General features: G+C 67.3%; 22 protein-coding genes. 17 read left to right on the forward strand and 5 right to left on the reverse strand.

Annotated elements, in window-relative coordinates; translation table 11 throughout:
* Positions 1 to 141 precede the first annotated feature (141 nt).
* The 5 genes from KY501_RS20370 (at position 142) to KY501_RS20390 (ending at position 6714) form a co-directional block, all read left to right on the forward strand.
* The gene (locus tag KY501_RS20370; RefSeq protein WP_373691627.1) at positions 142 to 1872 is read left to right on the forward strand and encodes a chloride channel protein; all 1731 of its coding nucleotides are present in this window, start codon (positions 142 to 144) and stop codon (positions 1870 to 1872) included.
* 460 nt (positions 1873 to 2332) lie between these two features.
* Positions 2333 to 3175 (forward strand): sulfite exporter TauE/SafE family protein, encoded by an 843-nt coding sequence (locus KY501_RS20375; RefSeq protein ID WP_224364874.1) that lies wholly within the window; start codon positions 2333 to 2335, stop codon positions 3173 to 3175.
* A complete protein-coding gene (locus tag KY501_RS20380) occupies positions 3172 to 3609 on the forward strand; it encodes a DUF1634 domain-containing protein (RefSeq protein ID WP_224364875.1) in 438 nt (145 codons plus the stop codon). Before KY501_RS20375 ends, KY501_RS20380 begins: the two co-directional genes overlap by 4 nt.
* A 110-nt stretch (positions 3610 to 3719) precedes the next feature.
* Positions 3720 to 5873 (forward strand): cation:proton antiporter domain-containing protein, encoded by a 2154-nt coding sequence (locus KY501_RS20385; RefSeq protein WP_224364876.1) that lies wholly within the window; start codon positions 3720 to 3722, stop codon positions 5871 to 5873.
* 22 nt (positions 5874 to 5895) lie between these two features.
* On the forward strand, positions 5896 to 6714 hold the full coding sequence (locus KY501_RS20390; RefSeq protein WP_224364877.1) for a helix-turn-helix domain-containing protein: 819 nt from the start codon (positions 5896 to 5898) through the stop codon (positions 6712 to 6714).
* Positions 6715 to 6741: 27 nt separating this feature from the next.
* Here the strand turns inward: KY501_RS20390 and KY501_RS20395 are convergent, their stop codons facing one another.
* The 3 genes from KY501_RS20395 to KY501_RS20405 all read right to left on the reverse strand — a co-directional run bounded on the left by KY501_RS20395 (position 6742) and on the right by KY501_RS20405 (position 8887).
* On the reverse strand, positions 6742 to 7437 hold the full coding sequence (locus KY501_RS20395; RefSeq protein ID WP_224364878.1) for a hypothetical protein: 696 nt from the start codon (positions 7435 to 7437) through the stop codon (positions 6742 to 6744).
* Positions 7438 to 7572: 135 nt separating this feature from the next.
* Positions 7573 to 8052, reverse strand: coding sequence for a hypothetical protein (locus KY501_RS20400; protein ID WP_224364879.1), 480 nt, complete (start codon positions 8050 to 8052; stop codon positions 7573 to 7575).
* Between the two features lie 106 nt (positions 8053 to 8158).
* Positions 8159 to 8887: a hypothetical protein gene (locus KY501_RS20405; protein WP_224364880.1), complete on the reverse strand. Its 729-nt coding sequence runs from the start codon at positions 8885 to 8887 to the stop codon at positions 8159 to 8161.
* 691 nt (positions 8888 to 9578) lie between these two features.
* Here KY501_RS20405 and KY501_RS20410 point away from each other — a divergent pair.
* The 4 genes from KY501_RS20410 (at position 9579) to KY501_RS20425 (ending at position 12129) form a co-directional block, all read left to right on the forward strand.
* Positions 9579 to 9941, forward strand: coding sequence for a helix-turn-helix domain-containing protein (locus tag KY501_RS20410; RefSeq protein WP_224364881.1), 363 nt, complete (start codon positions 9579 to 9581; stop codon positions 9939 to 9941).
* Positions 9941 to 10543 (forward strand): ImmA/IrrE family metallo-endopeptidase, encoded by a 603-nt coding sequence (locus KY501_RS20415; RefSeq protein WP_224364882.1) that lies wholly within the window; start codon positions 9941 to 9943, stop codon positions 10541 to 10543. The genes KY501_RS20410 and KY501_RS20415 overlap by 1 nt, the downstream gene beginning before the upstream one ends.
* A gap of 526 nt (positions 10544 to 11069) precedes the next feature.
* Positions 11070 to 11537, forward strand: a complete 468-nt coding sequence (locus KY501_RS20420; protein WP_224364883.1) for a metal-dependent hydrolase — start codon at positions 11070 to 11072, stop codon at positions 11535 to 11537.
* Positions 11538 to 11598: 61 nt separating this feature from the next.
* Positions 11599 to 12129 (forward strand): transglutaminase domain-containing protein, encoded by a 531-nt coding sequence (locus tag KY501_RS20425; protein ID WP_224364884.1) that lies wholly within the window; start codon positions 11599 to 11601, stop codon positions 12127 to 12129.
* A gap of 548 nt (positions 12130 to 12677) precedes the next feature.
* On the opposite strand, the gene argE is transcribed toward KY501_RS20425, so the two are convergent.
* Positions 12678 to 13823, reverse strand: coding sequence for an acetylornithine deacetylase (argE, locus tag KY501_RS20430; protein ID WP_224364885.1), 1146 nt, complete (start codon positions 13821 to 13823; stop codon positions 12678 to 12680).
* Entirely contained in the window at positions 13820 to 15205 is a 1386-nt protein-coding gene (locus KY501_RS20435) for a formimidoylglutamate deiminase (RefSeq protein WP_224364886.1), read from the reverse strand. Before KY501_RS20435 ends, argE begins: the two co-directional genes overlap by 4 nt.
* Positions 15206 to 15349: 144 nt before the next feature.
* Here KY501_RS20435 and KY501_RS20440 point away from each other — a divergent pair, with 144 nt between their 5' ends.
* The 8 genes from KY501_RS20440 to KY501_RS20475 are packed head-to-tail and all read left to right on the forward strand — an operon-like array spanning position 15350 to position 25404.
* Positions 15350 to 16192, forward strand: a complete 843-nt coding sequence (locus KY501_RS20440) for an enoyl-CoA hydratase-related protein (protein WP_224364887.1) — start codon at positions 15350 to 15352, stop codon at positions 16190 to 16192.
* Positions 16189 to 16860 (forward strand): TetR/AcrR family transcriptional regulator, encoded by a 672-nt coding sequence (locus tag KY501_RS20445; protein WP_224364888.1) that lies wholly within the window; start codon positions 16189 to 16191, stop codon positions 16858 to 16860. Before KY501_RS20440 ends, KY501_RS20445 begins: the two co-directional genes overlap by 4 nt.
* 11 nt (positions 16861 to 16871) lie before the next feature.
* A complete protein-coding gene (locus KY501_RS20450) occupies positions 16872 to 17699 on the forward strand; it encodes an SDR family oxidoreductase (RefSeq protein ID WP_224364889.1) in 828 nt (275 codons plus the stop codon).
* Between the two features lie 48 nt (positions 17700 to 17747).
* A complete protein-coding gene (locus tag KY501_RS20455) occupies positions 17748 to 19586 on the forward strand; it encodes an AMP-dependent synthetase/ligase (protein WP_224364890.1) in 1839 nt (612 codons plus the stop codon).
* A gap of 28 nt (positions 19587 to 19614) precedes the next feature.
* Positions 19615 to 20754, forward strand: coding sequence for an acyl-CoA dehydrogenase family protein (locus KY501_RS20460; RefSeq protein ID WP_224364891.1), 1140 nt, complete (start codon positions 19615 to 19617; stop codon positions 20752 to 20754).
* Positions 20755 to 20785: 31 nt separating this feature from the next.
* The gene (locus tag KY501_RS20465) at positions 20786 to 21934 is read left to right on the forward strand and encodes an acyl-CoA dehydrogenase family protein (RefSeq protein WP_224364892.1); all 1149 of its coding nucleotides are present in this window, start codon (positions 20786 to 20788) and stop codon (positions 21932 to 21934) included.
* 32 nt (positions 21935 to 21966) lie between these two features.
* Positions 21967 to 23178 carry an acetyl-CoA C-acetyltransferase gene (locus tag KY501_RS20470; protein ID WP_224364893.1) on the forward strand — a complete coding sequence of 404 codons (1212 nt, stop codon included), beginning with the start codon at positions 21967 to 21969 and terminating at the stop codon, positions 23176 to 23178.
* A gap of 48 nt (positions 23179 to 23226) precedes the next feature.
* Entirely contained in the window at positions 23227 to 25404 is a 2178-nt protein-coding gene (locus tag KY501_RS20475; protein WP_224364894.1) for a 3-hydroxyacyl-CoA dehydrogenase NAD-binding domain-containing protein, read from the forward strand.
* The last annotated feature ends 8 nt before the right edge of the window (positions 25405 to 25412 follow it).

Raw genomic sequence — 25412 nt, forward strand, 5'->3', positions numbered from 1 at the left:
GGTGTTGGCAGCCTGCTGCGAATGACTCGAACCTGTCACCCTGGACACCCAGCGAGCAGGGAAGGAAGCGGGAGCCGGCACGGGCCGCTTCCACTCCCTAGATTGGAGGACGTGGCAACACTCTCGCGACCCGCTCCCGGGTTGGAGCCCCTGACAGGCTTCTACTCGCGGCTCCGAAGATTCCTGCGCGAGCTCGTCCGGGCCGAGCGCCGCTTCTGGGTGCTCGTCGCGCTGGTGGGGCTCATCTCGGGGCTCGGCGCCGTGGTGCTGATCAAGGTGCTGCGCTTCACCCAGCACCTCTTCTGGGGCGGTGATGTCGAGGGGTTCCTTCCCGGCGTCATCGCCGCGCCCTCCTGGCGGCGCTTCCTGGTGCCCGTTCTGGCAGGAGCCCTGGTGACGCTGGTCTCGCTCATCATCGGCCAGCCGCTGCGAGGCCATGGCACCGCCGGCATCATCGAGTCCATCTGGGTCAAATCCGGCCGTCTGCCCCTGCCCCGGGCCCTGCTGCGAGGCCTGGTCTCCATCATCGCGGTGGCCCTGGGCGCCCCCCTGGGCCGCGAGGGCGCACTGCTCCAGACGGGCGCGGCGAGTGGCTCCTCCCTGGCGCGATGGCTGCGACTGGGACCCGGCCAGGCCCGGCTGCTGGTGGCATGTGGCGCCGCCGCGGGCGTGGCCTCCGCCTACAACGTGCCCATCGGCGCAGCGCTCTTCGGCCTGGAGGTGCTGCTGGGCTCGTTCGCCCTGGAGCTCTTCGGCCCCATCGTGGTGGCCTGCGTGGTGGCCACGCTCGTCTCGCGCATCCTCATCGCGGACCACCCCAGCTACGTCATCCCCCACTACGTGCTCACGCACCCGCGCGAGTTGCTGCTGGCCGTGCTCCTGGGCGTCCTCCTGGGAGGCGCCTCCGCCCTCTACGTGCGCGGCATCAACATCCTGTCGGACCTGCTCGATCGCGTCCCCCGGAAGCTCTCTCCCTTCCTGCCCCTGGGCGCCATGACGGTGGTGGGACTGGCCGCGGTCTGGCTGCCGCACCTGCTGGGTAACGGTTATGACTCGGTGAACGCGGCGCTCCTGGGGAAACTCTCGCTCGTGCTGCTGGTGGTGCTGCCCCTGACCAAGCTGCTGGCCACCTCGCTGTGCGCGGGCGCCGGCGTGCCAGGCGGGCTCTTCACGCCCTCGCTCTTCTATGGAGCCTTGCTGGGCGGCGCCTTCGGACAGCTCATGCAGCTGATCTGGCCCGGAGGCGCACCGAGCGGCGCCTATGCCCTGCTCGGCATGGGCGCCGTGCTCGCTGGCACCACCCACGCTCCCGTGTCCGCCGTGCTCATCATCTTCGAGCTGACGGGAGACTACGGCCTCATCCTCCCGTTGATGCTGGGCGCCTTCCTCTCCACGGTGATCAGCCGTCGGCTGGAGCCCGAATCCCTCTACACCTCCGTGCTCAACCGCCGGAACGTGCGCATCCCCGCCACCGTGCCGGACTGGCTGCGGCAGGAGGGCCCGCGCGCGCTGCTGACGCCCGTGCGCGACCGAGTCTCCCCGTCCGCCTCCTTCCAGGAGGTCGTCGTGCTCCTCCTGGAGCAGCCCTCGGGAACGGACCTCTATGTCACCGATGAGGAGGGCCGCTACCTGGGGCTCATCGCCCTCAACGAGCTCAAGGGACAACTGCCGGACCACTCGCTCCTGGGGGCCACCGTCGCCGCGGATGTCATGGACCGCCACCTGCAGCCCATCACCCCAGACCTCTCCCTGGCCGAGGTGGCCACTCACTTCGCGCGGACGCCTCTCGAGCGGCTCCCTGTGGTCGATCCCGATCGGCGGCTGCTGGGCACAATCTCCAAGAGCGACGTGTTGAAGCAGGGGCGCTTCTGAGATGACAGCCGAGGACACCGAGCCGAGCCGGGATCTCACGCGCGCATGGGGCATCGTGCTCATGAGCCTCTTGAGCGCGATCCTGGTGTTCGTGCTGCTCCGAAACCCCGCTCCCGAGAGCCCAGCAGCCCCCGGAGCGCGCCAGAAGAACGACATCCGGGGAGCCACCCCCGCCCAGCCCTCGCCGGAGTCACCTTCCTCCCGTGGGAACTACTATCGAGGCTGGCCCCTCTTCGAGGGCTGGCCTCTGCCCCAGGCCCCCGCAGGCACAGGAGGCAGTGGGCCCTCGGCAGAGCCCGGACAGAGTCCGAGCCCTCCCCCCACCCCACACGCTCGTTGAGCAGGACAGATGTCTCGCATCTCACGGGTTGGAAGCAGGCAGGCAGCCGAGCCATGCCCTCGATGCAGGCCGTGATTGTGCCCGAGCAGTGCGTGCGGAAGGATGGCTCGGAGGCTGATCATGACTCCTTTCGCCTTCACCGCCGAAGTGCTCGGCATCTCGCTGGGAGCAGGGCTGCTGGGCTCACTGCTCGGACTGGGAGGCGGCATCATCCTGGTCCCCATCCTGACGCTGCTCCTCCAGGTGGACATCCACTACGCGGTGGGGGCCTCCATCGTCTCCGTCATCGCCACTTCGAGCGGCGCCGCGGCGGCGTACGTGCGCGACCGGATGGCCAACCTTCGCGTGGCCATGTTCCTGGAGCTGGCCACCACGGCCGGAGCGCTCACGGGCGCTCTGCTCGCGGGCGTGGTGGGCGTGCGCAGCCTCTATGTCATCTTCGGCGCGGTCATGGCCTGGTCAGCCGTGGCCATGCTGCGGAAGCTGGGAGGCAACGGGCCCGCCACCGAGCCGCCCTCGAATGAACTCGCCGACCGGCTGCATCTGCACGGGAGCTACTGGGACGAGTCCCTCCACCGCGAGGTGGAGTACCGCGTGTGCCGCCCCATCACGGGCCTGGGCCTCATGTACGTGGCGGGGACGGTGAGCGGGCTGCTGGGTATCGGCTCGGGCTCGCTCAAGGTGCCGGCGATGGACCTGGCCATGCGCCTGCCCCTCAAGGTGTCCACCGCCACCAGCAACTTCATGATCGGAGTGACGGCCGCCGCCAGCGCGGGCGTCTACTTCGCACGAGGCGACATCGACCCCTTCATCGCCGGCCCCGTGTGCGTAGGGGTGACACTGGGTGCGTTCACCGGCTCGCGCTACCTCTCGAAGCTCAAGAGCAGCTGGCTGCGCGGGCTCTTCGTGCTGGTGCTGCTGTGGGTGGCCTTCGAGATGCTCCGCAAAGGATGGAGGGGATGAGCATGGAGCCCACGAATCCCTCGAAGGCCGCGGTCGCGCAGCCCCCCGAGGCAACAACGAGCCCGGAGCTGCTCATCAGCAATCTGCTGCGCTACGGCGTCCTCTCGAGCCTGGTGTTGGTGGCGCTGGGCATGCTGCTGACGTTCGCGCACCACCCGGACTACTTCTCCTCGGGCGAGGCGCTCCAGCGCCTCACCGCTCCCGAGCACACCCCTCACCAACTGGGCGACGTGATGGAGGGAGTGAAGACGGCGCGCGGCCGGGCCTTCGTCATGATGGGGCTGCTCGTGATGATGGCCATCCCCGTGCTGCGCGTCGCCGTGTCCCTGCACGTGTTCCGGCTGCAGCGCGATCGGGCCTTCGTGACGCTGACGTCCGTGGTGCTCGTGCTGCTGATGCTGTCATTTCTACTGGGCCGGGCCGAGCTCGGCTGACTTGCGGGCAACGTTCGCGGCGGACATCGTCCCACCTCGGTGAATTGACGCAGCGCGGATCCGGTTGATAAGTGACTCCTTATCAACCTCGGGCCCAGGAGACACACACCATGGAAGGATTCGCGCATAGCCCGCTCACGCTGCTCATCCTCCAGCTCATCGTCATCATCGGTGTCTCCCGGCTGATTGGCCGCGGAGCCCGGTGGCTGGGGCAGCCGCTCGTCATCGCCGAGGTTGTCGCCGGCATCGTGCTGGGGCCGTCCCTGCTGGGGTGGCTGGCGCCGGGAGCGATGGAGGTCCTCTTCCCACAGAGTTCCATGGGCATCTTGAAGATGTTGAGCCAGGTGGGGCTCATCCTCTTCATGTTCCTGATCGGGTTGGAGCTGGACCCCAAGCTGCTCAAGGGCCGGGGGCACGCCTCGGTCGCCATCAGCCACACGAGCATCGTCGTCCCGTTCGCGCTGGGCGCTGGCGCCGCGGCGCTGTGGCTCTACAAGGCGCTGGCCGAGCCCTCGGTGTCCTTCAGCTCCTTCGTCCTCTTCATGGGCGTGGCGATGAGCATCACCGCCTTCCCGGTGCTGGCGCGCATCCTCACCGAGCGCCGGCTGATGCAGTCGCGGGTGGGCGCCATCGCCATCACCTGTGCGGCGGTGGATGACGTGACGGGCTGGTGTCTGCTGGCCTTCGTGGTGTCCATCGTCCGGGCCTCGGACTTCACCCACGCGGCGTGGACGACGCTCTTCACGCTGCTCTACATCACCTTCATGCTGCTGGTGGTCCGGCCCTTCCTGGCGCGGCTCGGGGCGCGTGTGGCGAGCCGGGACGGGCTGACCCAGAACGTGGTGGCCGCCACGCTCATCCTGCTGCTGGCCTCCAGCTGGGCCACCGAGTTCATCGGCATCCACGCCCTGTTCGGCGCCTTCATGCTCGGGGCCATCATCCCCAAGGAGGGCGGGCTGGCCGAGTCGCTCGCGGAGAAGCTGGAGGACGTGGCCGTCGTGCTGCTGCTGCCCGTGTTCTTCGCCTACAGCGGCCTGCGCACGCAGATCGGCCTGCTCAACTCGAGCGAGGCGTGGCTCACCTGCGGCGCCATCATCCTGCTGGCCTGCCTGGGCAAGTTCGGCGGCAGCGCCGTGGCCGCGCGGCTGACGGGCATGCGCTGGCGCGAGGCGGGCGCGGTGGGCATCCTGATGAACACCCGCGGCCTGATGGAGCTCATCGTGCTCAACATCGGCCTGGACCTGGGCGTCATCTCTCCCAAGCTCTTCACGATGATGGTGGTGATGGCGCTGGTGACGACGTTCCTCACCACCCCGCTGCTGCGCTGGATCTACCCCTTCGAGCAGATGGCGAAGGACCGGCTGGTGCCGACGGTGGAGAGCACCCCACCGACGGCGAGCCCTGCCTTCACCCTGATGATGTGCGTGTCTCACGGGAACGCGGGAGCGGGGATGGTGACGCTGGCGCATGCCCTCACGGGCGTGGACAAGGAGGCCGCGCACCTCTACGCGCTGCACCTCATCCCCTCCTCGGAGCGGGCCTCGTTCCACCTGCGGCACGAGGCGCAGCCGCCCAGCGAGTCCGCGCTGGCTCCACTGCTGGAGCGGGCTGGCCGGCTGAGCCTCGCGGTGCGGCCTCTGTCCTTCGTCTCGACCGATCCCGGCACGGACATCTGCCGCACCGCCGAGGCCAAGCAGGCAAGCCTCATCCTCCTGGGCTGGCACAAGCCGCTGCTCAGCCAGACGCGGTTGGGCGGCACGGTCCACGAGGTGATGCAGGAGGCGCGCTCCGCCGTGGCGGTCTTCGTGGATCGCGGGCTGTCAAACGTCCGGCGGGTGCTGGTGCCCTTCATGGGCAGCTCACACGACCGCGCGGCGCTGGGACTGGCGCGGCGGCTCCTGCGCAATGCGGACGCGGAGGTGACGGTGCTCCACGTCACCTCTCCCGAAAGCCCGAAGCGGGCGAGCGCCCAGGTGGAGGAATTGTTCCCTGAGGCGGGGAAGCAGGTCTCCTTCAAGGTCGTGCAGCACGAGGCACCCGAAGAGGCCGCGCTGCAGGAGGCCGCGCGAGGCTATGACCTCGTCATCGTCGGAGCGGGCCAGGAGTGGGGCCTGGACGACCGGCGGTGGGGCCTGTACCGCGAGCGCATCATCCAGGAGTCCCCTGTGTCGCTGCTCGTGGTGCGCCACCCGGCGCCCGTGGTGGAACAAGCCGCGGCCACGGAGGAAGAGGGCCTGCGGGCCACCAACGGAACGATGGCCTGAGGCCGAGAGGTAGAAGGAACACATGCATCTGGGGGCCACCATCCGGCTGTTGCGTGTCGATGCAGGTCTCTCCCTGAGAGACCTGGCGCGGCGCATCGGCGTATCCAGCGCGTACCTGAGCCGCGTGGAGCACGGGCTGGACGCCGTGCCGACACCCGAGCGGCTCACCGCCATCGCCCGCGAGCTGGATGTGCCCCCCACGCTGTTGATGGACGTGGCGCACCGGGTGAACCCATTCGTGGCCAGCTACCTGGAACAGGTGCCCGGCGCGGGCACGCTCTTCCTGGACATCGCCCGGAGGCAGCTCAGCAGCTCGCAGCTCGCGCGGGTCCGCGATTTCCTGGAGGAGGAGTTCCCGCTGCGAGGCGCCTCCCGGGACGATCCCGCGCCGGCCCTGGCGCCGCTGCTCGCTCCCGAGCGCATCATCCTCGAGCTGTCCTGCGCCGCCATGGAGGATGCACGGGACATGGCCATTGGACGGCTCTGCGCGGCCTGTCCAGGGTTGGGAACCTCCCAGCTCGCCGAGGAGTTGGAGCGGCGCGAGGCCGAGGCCTCCTGCTCGGTGGGCAATGGGGTGGCTGTGCCCCACGCAGTCATTGAAGGGGTGGCGCCGCTGGCCGCGCTGGTGACTCTGGCGAAACCGCTGCGGCACGAGACACCGGACGGGCAGCCGCTGCGGGTGCTCATCGTCCTGGTGGGCGGAGACCGGGGCCGGGCCCGGCTCATGCGTCTGGCGCAGATGGCACGCCTGGCGAGCCACGGCCTCGCCACGAGACTCCAAGACGCGCGGCACCCCAGCGAGGTGCTCGCGCGCCTGGAGGAGCTGGAGGCCCTGCGCTGAGCCAGGCGGCTCCGAGGGCCAGGCCCGTCAGCGCCGGTCCCAGCCGCTGCCGCCGTAGCCCCGAGCCTGCGTGCGCAGCTGCTCCCAGGCCACGCGGGCCTGCTGCGCCTGCTGAGCCTTTGCGTCCGCCTCGCGGCGGGCCTCGGTGGCCTTGCGCTGGGCCTTGGTGATGTCCTTCTGCAGCTCCGCCTCGGAGATGTCCTGGACTCGGATGTCCCCGTGCTGTTTCAGCGCCAGGAAACGGGAATAGGCGAGCTCGGCGTTGGCGACTTCGAGCTCCCGCTCACGCAGTTGCTTCTGGGCTCGCCATGCATCCACGTTCTGCTTGCGCCAGCCCACGTGGGCCCGGGCAGCGGCGAGCCCCGCCTCCGCGGTTTGGAATTGGCCCTGGGCTTGATCAATCGAGGCCCGCTGTCCCGTGACGCGCGCGGCCTCGAGCGTGGCCTCTTCCGCATCCATGTGGTTTTTGGCCGCATCCACATTGCGGCGAGCGACATCGAGCGCCCGTTCCGCGTCACCGATGGACACGTCCGCCCGGGTGATGGCATCCGCCGCCCGATCCCTGGCGACCTGCGCCTGCCTCACGTCCCGGAGGTTCTCCTCGGGGACTCGGGCCAGCCACGAGTCCTGCACTGCCTTGTTGTGTGCACTGCAACCTCCCAGGATCATCAGAGACGTCCCGAGCACTGCCACCAGCGCATGCCGCGCTCTCACCTGAATCATGGGCTCTCCCTCCACGTTGCCTATCGGACAGGGTAGACACGGGGGGAAGGAGCGGCAGACAGCTGCCCACACGGCAGGCAGCCAGGGTGTGCTTGCTCCTCTGGTTGCCCTCTGCGCAGGCAAACGATGAAGCGCTCAGGGTGGGCTGGCGGCGCCCGCATCCAGGCGTGGGGCAACCACTCCACCATCCAAGCGCCCAAAAGGGGTGCGGGTCTCATCCCATTGAACGCTCATGTCGAGAATGGGCCCTCCTCCATCTGGCCGGACGGGCAGCTCTTCACTGGGTCGAGACAGGCCAGCGTCCGGTGAATCCGTCCCTTCAGGTTCTCCATCGAAAACGCGGCGGAGGATTCGCCCCTCCTTACTGATCGCGTACCTCACCGCTCCATCCAACCCGTAGTACTTCTCGCCGCAGTGCCGTGGGTTCTCGGAGATCCGCACGAAGATGATGTCCCCCTCATGAACGACCTCGAAATCGTGCGCGGCCTGGGTTTGAGCGCAGGGAAGAGGCTTGTCGGAGGGTGGGAAGAAATCCTCCGCGGCGACCTGGAGGGCCCGAAGCGTGGCTCCATCCATGAGCACATCCACCTTCGCCGCAGAACCGAACTCAGGCATTTGAATGCTTCGATCTTGATGCTGGCGCCAATCGTCTTGCTGGTGCGCGCAGGCCAGGAGAACGATCCAGAGCAGCAAGGTTGCCTTCGCCTTCATGGCACGCCCCTCATGGCTCGATGCTGAAGTCTTCTTCGCTGGCCCATCGGACATGCCCCATGAGGGTGCGGCTCCAGTGCCCATCCTCCGTGACGGTCACCTTGACGAGCTCGCTATTTCGAGCCGGGAGATATTGGTAGAAGCCCTCGCAGGTGCCCCTTCCGTCTTGGGTTTGCCCAAAAAAGGCCACGATGCTGATGGATACTTTCTTCCCCTTGACCATGGGGGTGAACCCATGGAGCTGTGCCATCTGAACCAGGAACTGGAGATCCCTCCTGGAAAGGGGGCCATCGAATGGGTGGCTGTGGAGAATGACCAGGTAGGAGAGGCTGTCGCTCGGATAGCGAGGGTCATCCACATAAGCCGGGAGCTTGCACTGCCGCTTCCTCGGGTCATCCTGGACAGCGCTCACCGCAAAGAGGCTCATCTCGACATCGTGTCCATCGGCTGCGTACAGCCACGCGCAGTATTCCCGGGACAGCTTCCAATACAGTTCGAAGTTCTGATGCGTTGGAGGAACGGGGATCGAGGCCTGCGGTTGGCTCATGATGAGAGGGCAAGCCGCGAAGATGGCCTCATCCACGGTCGCGTACGCGCTGCGGCCCGGCATGGGGCCCGGGATACTCGTGATGACCTCTCCGGGCCTGGGTTCCACCACTCCCACCAGTCCTCCAGGTGGCGTCGTGGAACAGCCCCACGCGAGCCCCACCAGAACCGCGGCCAGACAGCGATTCAGCATCGCGTGCCTTTTCATCAGTGCGCAAGCTCTCGCTCGAGCCATCTGCCCATCGTATCCCTGACTTCGTCCTTACCCATTTTTTGGGCTCGTTTCGGCAGGTCGGCGGCGACCCCAACTGGGTCAAACAAGCCATCCGAGAAACTGAGGCTCCCTGCCCCGACGGAGCACACCGCACTGGGGGGCTCCCTGGGTCAAACAAGCCATCCGAGAAACTGAGGCTCCAGCGTTGGGGAGGTAACCAGACGAGGGCTGTACTTGGCCGGCTTCTACCTGGATTGAGCCACACCCGCTCCAGGTAGAAGTAACCCTTCGCCCTACTGCCCCTTGGTGAGGGGCTTGAGGAGGTGGGCCGCATCCACCTTGAGGCCCTCACAGTGCCGGGTGAGGGTGGTGAGTCGAAGTGCCTCAACCCGTGAGAACCGGCTGCGCCAACGCCTCCATCGGACTCACCGGATCACGTCGAACACATTCGATACGCGCGTGAATGATCCAGGTAGGCCACGTCTTTGAGATGATGTAAGAGTCGGGGATGACTGGCCTTTTCTTCCCCCTGCGCTCCATCGCGCAATTCTGACGCAACACGCCATGCAGGGCTTGGTTAAGCACTCATGGCCCCCCAGCGAGTAGGCTTGACCTGGCAGGCTGGAAGGCGGTAGGTTACCAGGAATGCACTCGCCTTCCAGGAGCCACCATGGGTGACTCTCTCTTCGGTAACTACATCCGGCAGCGCCGCGTCGAGGCTGGACTCAGCCTGCGGACCGTGGCCGACCTCGTGGGCGTGACGCACGTCTACCTGGGCGAGGTCGAGCGCGGTGTGCGCGGTCCCCTGGACAAGAAGTGGTGGCCTGGCCTCATCCAGGTGGTGCCGGGCATCACTGAGGACGAGCTTGAGCGCAAGGCCGCGCAGACGAAACCGGTCCAGCTCGCTTTGGAGGATGCGCCCCCGCAGTACCAGGAACTGGGTCTCGCCCTGGCTCGCCGCATCGCGAAGCAGGATCTGAAGACTGACGAGATCAATCAGCTCATGCGGCTGCTGAAGGGGGAGGACGAGTAGTGAGCGACCTCAAGGGTGAAGACACCATCTCCATGCCGCCGCTGCGCATGTCCACCATCGAGAGCCTGGGCGAGGCGTTCCTCTCCGAATTCTGCCCGAATGCGCTCGTCCAGCCGATGGCCGTGGACGTGTTCCACTTGGCGGAGGCCGTGCTGCCCCAGCGGGGCATCCACGTGACGCCCGCGCACGTCGTGGAGTTGGGCAACAACTTCGCCTTGACCGATCCCTCGGGCTCGACATCCATCGAGATCCTCCTCCGGGATGATCTCTGGGACAATCTCATCGAAGGTGGGCCCCGGGCCAATTTGGCCCGCGCGACACTGGCGCATGAGTTCGGCCACGCGCTCCTGCACGTGCCGGTCATCCGGCGACGCCGGAACCTGCCGACCGCGAAGCACCTGCTGGCGCGGGTGGCCCGCTCGGAGGTGCCGCCCTACATGGACGCGGAGTGGCAGGCGTGGGCGCTCGGTGGCTGCATCCTGGCTCCACGCCGCACCATCAACATGGTGGCCCACCTCAGCATCAAGGAGATGGCCGGCATCTACCAAGTGAGCGAGAAGATGATGTTCTGGCACCTCAAGCGCCTCAAGCTGGTGCGCTGAGGGCGAGGAGAGACACGCGACCTAATCTAGTTTGAAGAGCAGGGCCCCGCGGTTGCCGCCGCGGGAACCCTGAAGTGAAGCCGCCCGACTTTGAGCAAGACGGACGTAGATCCACACCCTTTTTGTCAACTTAAAGGGTGATCGTCAAGTGCTCCTCGGAAACTGGGCGGCCCAACTGTCTCCAACAGGAGGACAGGCAATGGGTACGTTTACCCGCAAGCCCGCCCCTCCCGGCTGGCGCTGGGTCTTCTGTCCGTCTTTCCGTCATTGGCGGAGCGGCAAGATCCTGCACGCCCGGGACTACGGCTACGAATCGTGGGCCTTTCTGGTCCGCGCTCGTCGCGCCTAACGCCTAGACGGCGTTGAGGGGTCCGGCGGCGACACCGCCGCCGGCGCCCAGGTCATTCACGTCGCCGCCGGGGACACCGGCGGGGACTTCCCGAGATGAAACCACTCCGCCTCGTTCGAGGCGGGGTGGACCCTACCAACGATTCGTTACGACCCCAGCCAGGGGAAAGGAACACCTATGTCTTCCCGACGTACTCATACCGCTGTTGGCGCGTTCGCCGGTGGCACCTACGCCCTCGTCCGCGCGCCGAAGGATCAGAAGCCGCTCAACAACCTCGCCGAGGTGGTGGGCGGGGCGCTCGGAGGTGTCGTGGGTTCGCGTCTTCCGGATGTGATCGAGCCCGCGATCCACAGCCACCACCGCTCCACGTTCCACAGCCTCACCACGGCGGGCACCATCACCTACGGCATGGTGCAGAAGCAGGTGTCCCCCGCTGATGCCTTCCGCAAACTCGCGGGCGAAGCGGCACAGCGTGCTGCGCTGCTGAAGGCGAACGGCCAGCCCTCCACAAAGGACGACCTGCTGGAGCTGCTCTTTCACGTTGCGGCTGGCTTCGTCTCAGGACTGCCGGCCGGGTACGTCTCTCACCTGGCCTGCGACATGACCACGCCGCGGAGCATCCCGTTCCTCACCCGCGGATTCTAGTTCACCCACGCCGCTCCGCTGGAAACACCGGAGAGGCGCTCCTCACAACAAGGAAACTCACATGAACTTCAAGTACATCATCCCGAGCAACAACTATCTGAAGATCAACGGCAGCGAAAAGTCTCAGGCCATCGCCGTTCAGTACCTGGTGCGCCCCAACGAGGTGGACCAGTTCATCACCCGGACGCCCTCTCCTTTCGTCCCCCAGTACACGCGGCCGTTTGCCGAGCAGGTGGCTGAGTGGCTCCGCTCCCGTTTGAGCAGCGGGAAGCTCTCATATGAGCCGGACCCCAACGGCCCTCTCGACTACTGGAGCGCTCCTTCCCACACGCTCGCGTGGAGCGGCGGGGACTGCGAGGATCTCACCATCCTCGGCGTCTCACTCTTCGCGGCTGTCGGCATGGCCGCCCAGGTGACCGTCGGCACGTACTGGAACGGCTCCTCGTCCGGCGGCCACGCCTGGATCGAAGGGCTGGACAAGCGCGGCTTCTTCCTGATCGAGGCCACCACGGGCGACATGTATCGACGGCGTCCTGGCAATTACCTCGTGACTCGGTGGATCACGCCGGACCTCGGCCGGCGTGTCGCCTGAATCAACTCCAACGGGTGTTGAGAACCGGCGTTTCCGGAGAAGGACGGCGCTCGCCTCCCACGGGGCGAGCGCCTTTTTTCTGCGGGGAAGCCGGTGGGATCCCCTCCACCGGCCCCCGTAACTCTCACTTCCCGCGGGTGAGGATGTCGAAGATCCCCCAGGCGGCGGGGAACATGATCGCCCCGATGCGCACCACCCAGTACAGGTACTCCTGCCAGTTGTTCGGACTCATGCGGCCTCGATGTTGAAGACACCTTCATTGGTGTCGGTACGAACATGCCGCGCGTTCTGGACCTCCCTCGAAATAGTCCGAGACCGGGGAGAGCTACGTACCAGTCCACGCGGGTGGACTGGCCCGTTGAAGGCGGAGCAGAGGCACTTTCCACGCACGTGGAAAATAAGTTCGGAGCCCTCACGCCGTCGGCCATGTAGGCCAATGTCTCACCACATTGCCGCTGACTCCCCCTCTCAACTTCCTCTCCCGAAGCCCCGGAGCCTCGCTCTGGCCAGCGGAAAAATGGGTAAGTCGATTTCCCTGACCTATTGGCTCATCCACCGCCCGGCCCACAGAATCGGGTGATGGCCTGAGAGAGCGCCGCCTCGCAGCGGACGAGGTCCTCCATGGGTACGTACTCGCCCGTCTGGTGGGCGATCCGGATGTCTCCGGGGCCGAACACCACCGCCTCCGCGCCCAGTGCGGTGAGCTGCGGCGCCTCTGTGCCGAAGGACACCGTCTCGGGCGCGTTGCCCGTGGCCTCAGCCAGGAAGCGCACCACCTCCGCGTCCGGCCGCGTGCTCACTCCACTGTCCGTGCGCAGCACTCGGATATGCGCCTCATAAGCCGGCTCGGCCTTCACCAGCTCCTGGCGGATGGACTCCATCAGCTCCACCACCCGCTGCGGTGACTGCCCCGGAATGGGACGCCACTCCACCGTGAAGCGGCACACGCCCGGGAGGATGTTCTTCGCCTTCCCCCCCGAGATGATCCCCACGTTCACCGTGGTGTACGGCGGCTCGAAGCTCTCGTCCCTCTCCTCGCGCAGCACCGTGAGCGCCACCTGCTCCAGCCGGTGCAGGAAGCGCCCGGCCCGGAAGATGGCCGACGCTCCCGTGTCCGGGTACGCGCTGTGCCCCTCCTTGCCGCGCACCTCCACCTCTCCCAGGCAGTAGCCCTTGTTGGCGCGCACCGGCACCAGCCGCGTGGGCTCTCCCACGATGGCGTGCCGTGCCCTCCCCTTCCCCGCCTCCGCCAGCTTCTTGGCGCCCACCAGGCCAATCTCCTCATCCGCCGTGAGCGCCACCATCAGCGGAGCCTTCAGCCGCTCAGCGCGGAGAGCCGCGTGCAGCGCGCAGGCGATGAACCCCTTGGTGTCGCACGCGCCCCGTCCGTAGAGCCGACCGTCCCGCTCCGTCAGCCGCAGAGCGTCCGTCCACGCCGCGTCATACGGCACGCAGTCCGAGTGCCCCACCAACGCCAGCGCCGCGCGTCCCTCGTCTCCGCCCTTCACCGCCACCAGATTCACCTTCTCCACGCCCGCCTCATCCGTATAGCGCTGACGCTCAGCCACGAAGCCCGCGCCCTCCAGCCGGGTCTGCGCATAGTCGATGAGCGGCGCGTTGGGGCGCACCGAGGTGGTGTCCAGCGCAACCAGATCCGTCAGCAGGGCCCGCAATGCGGGCAGCGTGTCATTCACGAGTACAGCCTCCGAGCCAGCGCATGGAAGTCGCGACCCGACTCCTCCATCCGTGGGTGCTGACCGTCCCTCACCACGAGCCTTCCGTCCACAGCCACTTCACGCACCGCCGCCTTGTCCATGCCAAAGACGATGCCCGCCAGCAGCGATGAGGGACTGGCCCCCACGAGCGACGGGTGGTGCAGGTCCACCGTGAAGAAGTCCGCAGGAGCATCCGGCACCAGCGCCCCCGTGGGCAGCCCCAGGCTCCGAGCACCATTCACCGTGCCCATCTCGAACAGCCGCGCCGCCAGCCCATCCACCGTGCCATGGCCCGGATCCAGCACCGCGCGCCGCACCCGGGACAGCCGCAGGTGCCCCTCGAGCTGCCGCGCCTCGTCCAGCAGATCCACCGTGGCCTGGCTGTCCGAGCCCAGGCACAGCCGCGCGCCCGCGCCCACCAGCCGGTCCGCGGGGACGATGCCATCCCCCAGGTTGCGCTCGGTGGAGGGGCACGCGCAGACGGACGCATTCACCTCGCCCAGCATCCGCGCCTCCTCTCCCGTCACGTGCACCGCGTGCACCGCCGTGAACCGCTCCTCCAACAGCCCCAGCTCCTCGAGCAGCTCCACTGGGCGCAAGCCATACTCGGCCACGCACGCCTCGATCTCCTTGGGCTGCTCAGCCACGTGCATGTGCACGGGCAGCTGCCCACGGATTCCCGCGAGCACCGTGAGCCACTCTCGCGGCACCGCGCGCACGCTGTGAGGTGCCAGTCCCACGCTCACCCCAGCCTGTCCCTCCATCTCCCGGACGAGCTCCTCCACCGAGGAGAGGTAGGCATCCACGTCCTTGTCGATGAACCGCCGCTGCCGGGGATTCTCCGGCACCCGGAAGCCCGCGCGCGCATAGCCCACCCGCAGCAGCACGATGCGCAACCCCACGTCCCGCGCGGCGCGGATCACCTCGTGCGCCAGCGCGTTGCGCTCCACATAGGGGCGGCCATCCGGCTGGTGGTGCAGGTAGTGGAACTCCCCCACCGAGGTGATGCCCGCCAACACCATCTCCAGGAAGGCCTGACGCGATGCGGTGTAGACCTCCTCGGGATTCAGGGCCTCGGCGGCGCGGTACATGGCCTCGCGCCAGCTCCAGAAGTCGTCCGTGCCGCTGCCAGACGCCACATACTCCGTGCGGCCACGGATGAGGCGCTGGAACGCATGGGAATGTCCGTTGACAAGCCCCGGCAGCAGCGCTCGCCCCGGCAATCGGACAATTCGTGCCCCCTGGGGGAGGGGCCCCTCTGGAAGCACGCGGCCATCCGCGCCAACCTGCAGGGAACTGCCCTCGTGAAACCGGCCCAATCGATAAAGGAGGTCCGGCTGATAGACGGTGATGTCGCTCACGCGCGGCAGCCTATGTCACTGTTTTGGCGCGCCGCAGCACAGGTTCTCACTTCAGGTCCACCGGTCAACGGCGCGAGAGCCCGCTGTTGACACTCTGCCAACAAGCTCCCATCATCGTTTCGAAGGAGCGAGGAGGCCCCATCCATGAGCTACCAACACATCCGGTCTTCCGTCGCGGACCGGGTCGCCACCTTGGAATTGCACCGTCCCGAGGCCCGGAACGGTTTCACCGTCACCATGGCCGACGAGCTCGATGACGCGCTCCGAGCCGCCGACGACAACGAGGACGTGCGCGTCGTCATCCTCACGGGGGCCGGTAAGGACTTCTGCGTGGGAGCGGACCTCAGTGGCCGCTCGTTCGAGGCAGCGAACCTCGAGCTGCCGGAGAACGGCTGGGTGGAACCGGCCACGCGGGTGACGCGCCGGATGTTCTCGCTGCGCAAGCCCGTCATCGCCGCGGTCCGAGGCGCCGCGGTGGGCGTGGGCTCGACGATGCTCCTCCCCGCGGACTTCCGCCTCGCCGCGAAGGACAGCCGCTTTGGCTTCGTCTTCAGCCGCCGTGGCATCTACCCGGAAGCGGGCTCGAGCTGGTTCCTGCCGCGCCTCGTGGGAATGGGGCGCGCGCTGGACTGGATGGTGAGTGGCCGGCTGATTCCGGCGGAAGAGGCGCTCGCAGCGGGCCTCGTGAAGTCGCTCCACGAGCCGGAGGCCCTGCTCGACGCCGCCTATGCGCTCGCGCGCGAGCTGGTCGAGAACACCGCGCCCGTGTCCGTGGCCGTCATCCGCCAGGCGCTCTACCGGATGAGCGCGCTGCCCTCGCCCGAGCCCGCCTTCGAACTCGACAGCCGGCTCATCGCGACGCTAGGCCAGAACGCGGACGCCGTGGAGGGAGTCATGTCCTTCCTGCAGAAGCGGCCCGCGAAGTTCACCCGGACGCTCGAGCAGGATCTGCCAGCGTTCCTGCCCTGGCAGGAGCGCAAGTCATGAGCTCCACCAGCGCACCCCGTTGGAAGCGGCTGGAGCCGGACGAGCGCCGGGAGCAGATCCTCAAGTGCGCCGTGCGCCTTTTCGGTGAGCGCCCGTACTCGGAGGTCTCGACCACGGACATCGCCCGGGAGGCAGGCGTCGCGCGCGGACTGCTCAACCACTACTTCGGGCAGAAGCGGGACCTCTACTTGAAGGTCATCAAGCGGATGCTGCTCATGCCCGGCCTGGAGGAGAGCGTGCCCATGACAGGATCTCTGCGCGAGCGCGTCGAGCGCAGCGTCAAATGGTACCTCGATACGGTGGAGACCCACGGAAAGACCTACGTGGCGGTCACCGGCATGGGAGGCATCGGCTCGGATCCGGAAGTCGAGCGCATCATCTTGGAGTCGGATGACGTGGCCTCCACGAAGACGCTCGAGTTCCTGGGCCTCAAGGTCGAAGTCGGAAGCGACGCGCGGCAGCGGGCGATGATGCGCTCCTACGCAGGCCTGGTGAAGGCCACCATCCGCGAGTGGATTCGCGGCGGAACGCTCTCCCGCGAGGACGCGCACCTGCTCCTGAGCGAAGCGCTCATCACGATCGTGCGCGACGTGTTCCCCCAGCTCGCACAGCAGGCGGGCCCCGAGCGCGCCGGCGCCAAGACGCCAAAGACAGGTCCCAAGCGATGAAGGAACCAGCCATGAGCTCGAAGCCACTCGCGGGGCGCACGCTGCTGATGTCCGGAGGCAGCCGAGGCATCGGGTTGGCGATCGGCGTCGCGGCGGGGCGGCTGGGGGCCAACGTCGCGCTCCTGGCGAAGACCGACACCCCGGATCCGCGGCTGCCCGGGACGGTGCACACGGCGGCCGCCGAGATCGAAGCCGCGGGAGGCAAGGCGCTCGCGGTGGTGGGCGACGTGCGCGACGAGGCGGACGTGCAGCGGGCCGTGGATGAGACGGTGGCGCGCTTTGGCGGCATCGACTTCTGCGTCAACAACGCCAGCGCCCTCGCTCCGCTCAAGACCGAGGAGCTGCCCATCAAGCGCTTCGATCTGATGCAGCAGATCCAGCTCCGGGGGACGTTCCTCCTGACGCGCACGGCGATTCCGCACCTGCGGCGCTCGCCCCACGCGCACATCCTCTCGCTCTCGCCGCCCATCAACCTCGCGCCGCACTGGATGGGCAAGCACCCGGCCTACACGCTCGCCAAGTACGGGATGACCCTGCTCACGCTCGGCTGGGCCGCGGAGCTGGCGGACGCGGGCATCGCCGCCAATGCCCTCTGGCCCCGGACGCTCATCGCCACCGCCGCCGTGAAGAACCTGCTCGGAGGCGACGCGTCCATGCAGCGGGCTCGCTCGCCCGAGATCATGGCGGACGCGGCGGTGGCCATCCTTCAGCGCCCACCGCGCGACTGCACCGGGCAGACATTCATCGACGAAGAGGTGCTCCGCGCTGAAGGCGTCACCGACTTCAGCCGTTACGGGGGCGGCTCGGACATCATCCTCGACCTCTACGTCGATCCCTGAAGAGGAACAGATCAGCACATGTAGCTCATCAAGTCGGAGGAGGTACCCATGGGGGCGTCGCTCGCGGACCTGGAAGCGCAGTGCCAATCAAGGGCGGACAAGCTCACGCTGCCGCTCCTGCTCAAGCGCAATGCAGAAGAATACGCGGGCGCTCCGGCGCTCACCGCCGGAGACTCGACGCTCACCTGGGCCCAGCTGCGAGAACGGATCGCCGCCCTCACGCGCGGGCTCGCGGCGCTCGGGTTGAAGCGAAGCGAGCGGATGATGATCATGATGAGCAGCCGGCCAGAGCACTGGATCATCGATCATGCCGCGGTCCATCTCGGCGCCATCCCCTGCACCGCGTATCAGACCCTGAGCACCGAGCAGGTGAGCTACGTCGCCCGGCACAGCGGCGCCACGGTGGTGGTGCTGGAGGGCGCCGACGAGATTGCCCGCTGGCAGCCGGTGCTCGAGACGCTCCCAGCCCTCAAGGGAGTCATCGTCATCGACGCATCGGCCGTGCCGCAGGGGGATGACCGATTCTTTTCTTTCGCGGAGCTCGAGGTCCAGGGACGCCAGCTGCACCAGGCGAACCCGAATGTCTTCGAGGACGGCTGGAGGACCGTCCGGCCCGAGGATCCGATCGCGATGATGTACACGTCGGGGACCACCGGCGATCCCAAGGGCGTGGTGTTGAGCCACCGCAACGCCTTCTACGAGGCGATCGCGGTGGACCTTGCCGCTCCCGTGCCGATGCAGGTTCCCTCCGTCGCCTATCTTCCGTTGGCCCATATCGCGGAGCGCGAACTCGGCTTCTACCGCGCGCTCTACAAGGCACTGCACATCCACATCTGTGCGGATCCCACGGGCGTGGTGCCGCTGCTGGCCAAGGTGCGGCCTCCCGCGTTCTTCGGTGTGCCGCGTGTCTGGGAGAAGCTCGCCGCGGGCCTCCGGGCGAAGGTGGGCGCGCTCGAACCCGCTCAACGCGAGCCCCTCCTCGCCGCCCATGCGGTGGCCCTGGAAGCCTTCCGGCTCGAAGGCGCCGGGAAGGCCGTGCCCCCGGAGCTCGCGCAGCGGGCGGCTGAGGCGGACGCCAAGGTCCTCAAGCCCCTGCGACGGATGATAGGGCTGGATGCGCTCCAGTGGGCGAGCAGCGGCTCGGCGCCCATTCCCGTGGAGGTGCTCGAATACCTCGGCGGCTTCGGAATCAAGGTGCTCGAAGTCTGGGGCATGAGCGAGACCACAGGCTGCGCCACCATCAACACCGCCGAGGACTTCCGCGTGGGGGCCGTGGGTCGTGCCATCCCCGGGCTTCAGATCCGGTTGGCCTCGGACGGGGAGATCTTCGTCCGCGGCCCCGTGGTGTTCCTCGGCTATCTCGCCGCGAATGGCCAGATCGTCAGCGCGGTCGACTCGGAGGGCTGGCTGGCCACCGGTGACATCGGCACGCTCGACGCCGACGGCTACCTCACCATCACCGACCGCAAGAAGGAACTCCTCATCACCTCGAGCGGGAAGAACATCGCGCCGACCAAGATCGAGGGCCTGCTGCGCGCCCATCCCCTCATCGCCCAGGCGATCGCGATCGGCGACGGCTGGCCCTACGTGACAGCGCTCATCTCCCTCGACGCGGAGATCGCACCGGTCTGGGCCAAGGGACGTGGTCTCTCGACACAATCCATCGCCGACCTCGTGAGCGAGCCGACGGTTCGAGCGGAGATCGAGGCGCTCGTGGCCTCGATCAACACCCGGCTGTCCCGAGCGGAGCAGGTCAAGAGCTTCGCCGTGGTCTCCGAGGTGTGGACTCCCGCGACGGGCCAGCTCACCCCCACCCTCAAGCTCAAGCGCCGAGTGATCCTCCAGCAATACGCCGAGCGCATCGCCACGCTCTACGCGAACACCTGACCCCTTCCCCCGCTCATCCGAGGACCTCATGCATGTGAGAACACCGGAGCACGCCTCGTTCGCCTCCGCCATCGACACCTTCTGCCGCTCCAAGGTCGGCACTCGCGCGCAGCGCGACGCCTTGACCCGGAACGGCACCGAGGCCCACAGCCCCGCCCTCTACGCGCAGATGGCGGAGCTCGGCTGGCTCGGGGCGGGCATCGCGCCGGAGTATGGCGGCTCGGGCGGAGGCATGACCGACATCTGTATCTTCACCGAGCGCACCTCCTACTGGATGGCCCCGGTGGGCGGCTATGTCACCACGGCGGTCTCCGCCGGCCCCTACGCGAAGTTCGGAACCGAGGCCCAGCGCGAAAAGGTCCTCGGCGGCATCACCCGAGGCCGCGTCGAGGCCATCTCGATCTCCGAGCCTGGAGCCGGCTCGGACGCCGCGGCCATCACCTGCCGCGCGACGCGGACACCGGGCGGCTACATCATCAACGGGCAGAAGACGTGGTGCTCGAACGCGCACTTCGCGGACCACATCCTGCTGGTAGCGCGCACCCTCGCCTCGAGCTCGCGGCACGAGGGCCTCACCATGTTCTGCGTCCCCGCGGGCACGCCGGGGATGGATATCCGGGGCATCCCCACGATGGCGGGCAAGGAAGTCAATGACGTGTTCTTCACCGACTGCTTCGTTCCCGAGAGCGCCGTGGTCGGAGCCGTGGACCAGGCCTGGCCCCAGATGATGGCCGGGCTCAACGGCGAGCGGCTCATCCTCGCCGCCAGCATGCTCGGCCGCGGCCGGCGCGCATTCGATGACGCCGTCGCGTACGTGAAGGAGCGCAAGCAGTTCGGCAAGCCCATCGGCTCCTTCCAGGCGCTCAAGCACCGGATCGCGGACCTCGCCACCGAGCTCGACTGCTGCGAGCTGCTCGTCTACCGCGTGGCCGCGATGGCGGACGAGGCCCCCGACCGGATGCTCCCTCGCGAGGCCTCGATGGCGAAGTTGAAGACGACCGAGACCGCCAAGCGCGTGGCGATCGAGGGCATGCAGATGCTGGGGGGCTACGGCTACGCCCTCGAATACGACATGGAGTCGCATCTGCGCGCCACGGTGATCTCCACCGTCTTCGGCGGCACGAGCGAGATCCAGCGCGACATCATCGGCAAGACGTTCGGGCTCTAGCAGTGCTGCACATGAGCGGAGAAAAGCAGACATGACGAAACGTTCCCCCTGGAGCTCGGACGAGCTCGAGCAGGTGCGCTCACTCGCGGCCACCTACTTCACGAAAGAGGTCCTCCCCAACGTGCCCAAGCACGTGGCCCAGGGCCATCCGGACAAGGCGCTCTACCGGCGAGCCGGTGAGCTCGGGCTGCTGTGCATGTCCATCCCGGAGGCCTACGGCGGCGTCGGCGGTACCTTCGCGCACGAGACGATCCTCACCGAGGAGCAGGTCCGCGCCGGAGACCCCTCGATGGGCTTCGCGGTGCACTGCTCCATCGTCGCGCACTACATCCTCGCCTACGCGTCCGAGGCCCAGAAGAAGAAGTGGCTGCCCAAGCTCGCCAGTGGCGAGTGGGTCGGCGCCATCGCGATGACGGAGCCGGGAACGGGCTCGGACCTCCAGGCCGTCTCGACCCGGGCGGTGCGGGATGGGGACTTCTACCGCGTGAGCGGCTCGAAGACGTTCATCACCAATGGCCGCGTCTGCGACTTCCTCATCATCGTCGCGCGGACGAGCGAGGTGAAGGGTCACGCGGGCATCTCGCTGCTGTGCGCCGAGGTCTCCGATACGACGCCCGGCTTCGAGCGGGGTCGCATCCTCGACAAGCTCGGCGGCAAGGGCCAGGACACGACCGAGCTGTTCTTCGATGACCTGAAGATCCCCGCCGTCAACCTGCTCGGCGGCGTGGAGGGACAGGGCTTCATCCAGCTGATGAACCAACTGCCCCAGGAGCGCCTCATCACGGCCGTCATCGCGATGGCGAGCATCGAGCGGGCCGTGCAGTTGACCGTCGACTACACCAAGGAGCGTCAGGCCTTCGGCAAGCCGCTCTTCGCGCTGCAGAACACCCGCTTCGAGCTCGCGGAGTGCGCCACCCTGAGCCGGGTGTGCCGGACCTTCATCGACTCGTGCATCGAGAACCACCTCAAGGGCGAACTCGACGTCACCACGGCGGCCATGGCCAAGTATTGGGTGACCGACCAGGCATGCATCGTCGCGGACCGGTGCTTGCAGCTGTTTGGTGGGTACGGCTACATGAAGGAGTATCCGATTGCCCACTTGTTCGCAGACACCCGCGTCCTACGGATTCTTGCCGGCGCGAATGAGATCATGAAAGAGCTCGTCGCCCGTTCTTTGTAGCCTCCATCCACCGTTTCCCAAGGAAACCCCCGATGACCCAGGAAGCTTTCATCTTCGACGCCGTTCGCACCCCTCGCGGCAAGGGCAAGAAGGGCGCGCTGCACGGGACCAAGCCCCTGTCCCTCCTCGTTGGCCTGGTGGATGCGCTCAAGAAGCGCAACCCGGGCCTGGACCCCAAGCGCATCGACGACGTGGTGCTCGGGATCGTCTCCCCGGTCGGTGACCAGGGTGCGGACATCGCCCGGACGCTCGTACTCGCGGCGGGCCTGCCGGAGACCACGGGTGGAGTTCAGCTCAACCGCTTCTGCGCCTCCGGACTGTCGGCCGTGAACCTGGCCGCTCAGCAAGTTCGCTCGGGCTGGGAGCAGCTGGTCATCGCGGGCGGCGTGGAGAGTATGTCCCGCGTCCCCATGGGCTCGGATGGCGGCGCCTGGGCCATGGACCCCGCCACCAACTACGACACCTACTTCGTCCCGCAGGGCATCTCCGCGGACCTGATCGCCACCATCGAGGGCTTCACCCGCGAGGACGTGGACCGCTACGCCGCGCAGTCCCAGGAGCGCGCTGCCAAGGCCTGGGCGAACGGCTACTTCAAGAACTCCGTCGTCCCGGTGGTGGACCAGAACGGCCTCACCGTGCTCGACCGGGACGAGCACATGCGCCCCGAGTCCACCGTGGCCTCGCTCGGCCAGCTCAACGCGTCCTTCGTCACCATCGGCGAGATGGGCGGCTTCGACGCGGTGGCCCTGCAGAAGTACCACTTCGTGGAGAAGATCAACCACGTGCACACGCCGGGTAACTCGTCCGGCATCGTGGACGGTGCGGCACTCGTACTGCTGGGCTCGGAGAAGGTGGGCAAGGCGCTGGGCCTCACGCCTCGGGCGCGCATCGCGGCTGTCGCCACCTCCGGCGCGGACTCGACCATCATGCTCACCGGCCCGATTCCGGCCACCAAGAAGCTGCTCGAGATCGCCGGCCTGTCCATCAAGGACATCGACCTCTTCGAGCTCAATGAGGCCTTCGCCTCGGTGGTCCTCAAGTACCAGAAGGACCTCGGCATCCCGAGCGAGAAGATGAACGTCAACGGCGGCGCGATCGCCATGGGCCACCCGCTGGGGGCCACGGGCGCGATGATCCTCGGGACCGTGGTGGACGAGTTGGAGCGGCGGAAGGCTCGCCGCGCGGTCGTCACCCTGTGCGTCGGCGGCGGAATGGGTGTGGCCACCCTCGTCGAGCGCGTCTGATTCCTCCTCTCTCTCCTACTTTCGACAAGACAGGATTCGAGCAAACCCATGAGTGAGCAGAACACCATCCGCTGGGAAAAAGACTCCGACGGCATCGTGGTCTTGACGTTGGATGACCCGAACCAATCCGCCAACACCATGAACGCCGCCTATGTGAAGTCCATGCGCGCGACCGTGGATCGGCTGGTCAAGGAGAAGGCCGACATCAAGGGCGTGATCATCACCTCCGCCAAGAAGACGTTCTTCGCGGGCGGCGACCTCAAAGACCTGATCCAGGTGAAGAAGGAAGACGCGAAGCAGACCTTTGAGCTCGGCATGGAGATCAAGGCCCAGCTGCGCACGCTGGAGACGCTGGGCAAGCCCGTGGTCGCGGCCATCAACGGCGCGGCGCTGGGCGGCGGGCTGGAGATTGCCCTCTCCTGTCACCGCCGCATCATCGCCGACGTCAAGGGCGCGCAGGTCGGGCTCCCCGAGGTAACGCTCGGGCTGCTGCCCGGTGGCGGTGGCGTGGTCCGCACGGTGCGCATGCTCGGCATCACCGACGCGCTGATGAAGGTCCTCCTCCAGGGCCAGCGCTACCATCCCCAGGAGGCCAAGGAGATCGGCCTCGTGCACGAGGTGGTGGGCTCCGTCGACGCGCTCCTGCCCGCCGCCAAGGCCTGGGTGAAGGCGAATCCGGAAGCGCAGCAGCCGTGGGACCAGAAGGGCTACAAGATCCCGGGCGGCACCCCGTCCTCTCCTTCTCTCGCCGCGAACCTGCCCGCGTTCCCCGCCAACCTGCGCAAGCAGCTCAAGGGCGCGAACATGCCGGCCCCGCGCGCCATCATGGCCGTGGCCGTCGAGAGCACCCAGGTGGACGTCGACACCGCGTTCGCCATCGAGTCGCGCTACTTCGTCGAGCTCGCCACCGGCCAGGTCGCGAAGAACATGATCCAGGCGTTCTTCTTCGACATGCAGCACATCAACTCGGGCGGCGGCCGTCCCAAGGGCTTCCCCCAGTACGCGGCGAAGAAGGTCGGCATCCTCGGCGCCGGCATGATGGGCGCTGGCATCGCCTACGTGTGCGCCAAGGCCGGCATCGACGTGGTGCTCAAGGACGTAAGCCTCGCCTCCGCCGAGAAGGGCAAGCAGTACTCCGCCAACCTGGTGGAGAAGGCCGTCCAGAAGGGCAAGTCCACCAAGGAGAAGGGTGAGGCGCTCCTGGCGCGAATCAAGCCCACCGCGGATGCCTCCGCGCTCGCGGGCTGCGATGTCGTCATCGAGGCCGTCTTCGAGGACGTGAAGCTCAAGCACAAGGTCTTCCAGGAGATCCAGGACGTGGTCTCCCCGGATGCGGTGCTCGCCTCCAACACCTCGACCCTGCCCATCACCCTGCTCGCCGAGGGCGTGAAGCGCGTGCCCGACTTCGTGGGCATGCACTTCTTCTCCCCCGTGGACAAGATGCCGCTGCTCGAGCTCATCGCGGGCAAGAAGACGAGCGACGCCACGCTCGCGAAGGCCATCGACATCGCGGTGCAGATCGGCAAGACGCCCATCGTCGTCAACGACAGCCGGGGCTTCTTCACCAGCCGCGTGATTGGCACCTTCCTCAACGAGGCCATCGCCATGGTGGGCGAGGGCATCTCCCCCGCGTCCGTCGAGCAGGCGGGCCTCCAGGCGGGCTACCCCGCGGCGCCTCTCCAGCTGATGGACGAACTCACCCTGACGCTGCCGCGGAAGATCCGCCTCGAGACCAAGGCCGCCGTCGAGGCCTCGGGCCAGCCCTGGCTGGACCATGGCAGCTACGCCGTCGTGGACGCGATGATCGACCAGTACCAGCGCAAGGGCCGCTCCACCGGCGCCGGCTTCTACGACTACGTGGATGGCAAGCGCACGGGCCTCTGGTCGGGGCTCGCCCAGCACTACACCAAGCCCGGCTACACCATCCCCTTCGAGGACATGAAGGAGCGGATGCTCTTCGCCGAGGCCATCGACACGGTGCGGTGCTTCGACGAGGGCGTGCTGCGCTCCGCCGCGGACGCGAACATCGGCTCCATCCTGGGAATCGGCTTCCCGGCGTGGACCGGCGGTGTCGTCCAGTTCATGAACGGCTATGAGGGACGCACCGGAACGGGGCTTCGCGGCTTCGTCACCCGCGCGCGCGAGCTCGCGGAGCGCTATGGAAAGCACTTCCTGCCTCCTGCCTCGCTCGTCGAGAAGGCGGAACGCGGCGAGTTGCTGAAGTAGCCTCTTCC

It is taken from the genome of Hyalangium versicolor (genome assembly GCF_020103695.1).
Lineage (GTDB): Bacteria > Myxococcota > Myxococcia > Myxococcales > Myxococcaceae > Hyalangium > Hyalangium versicolor.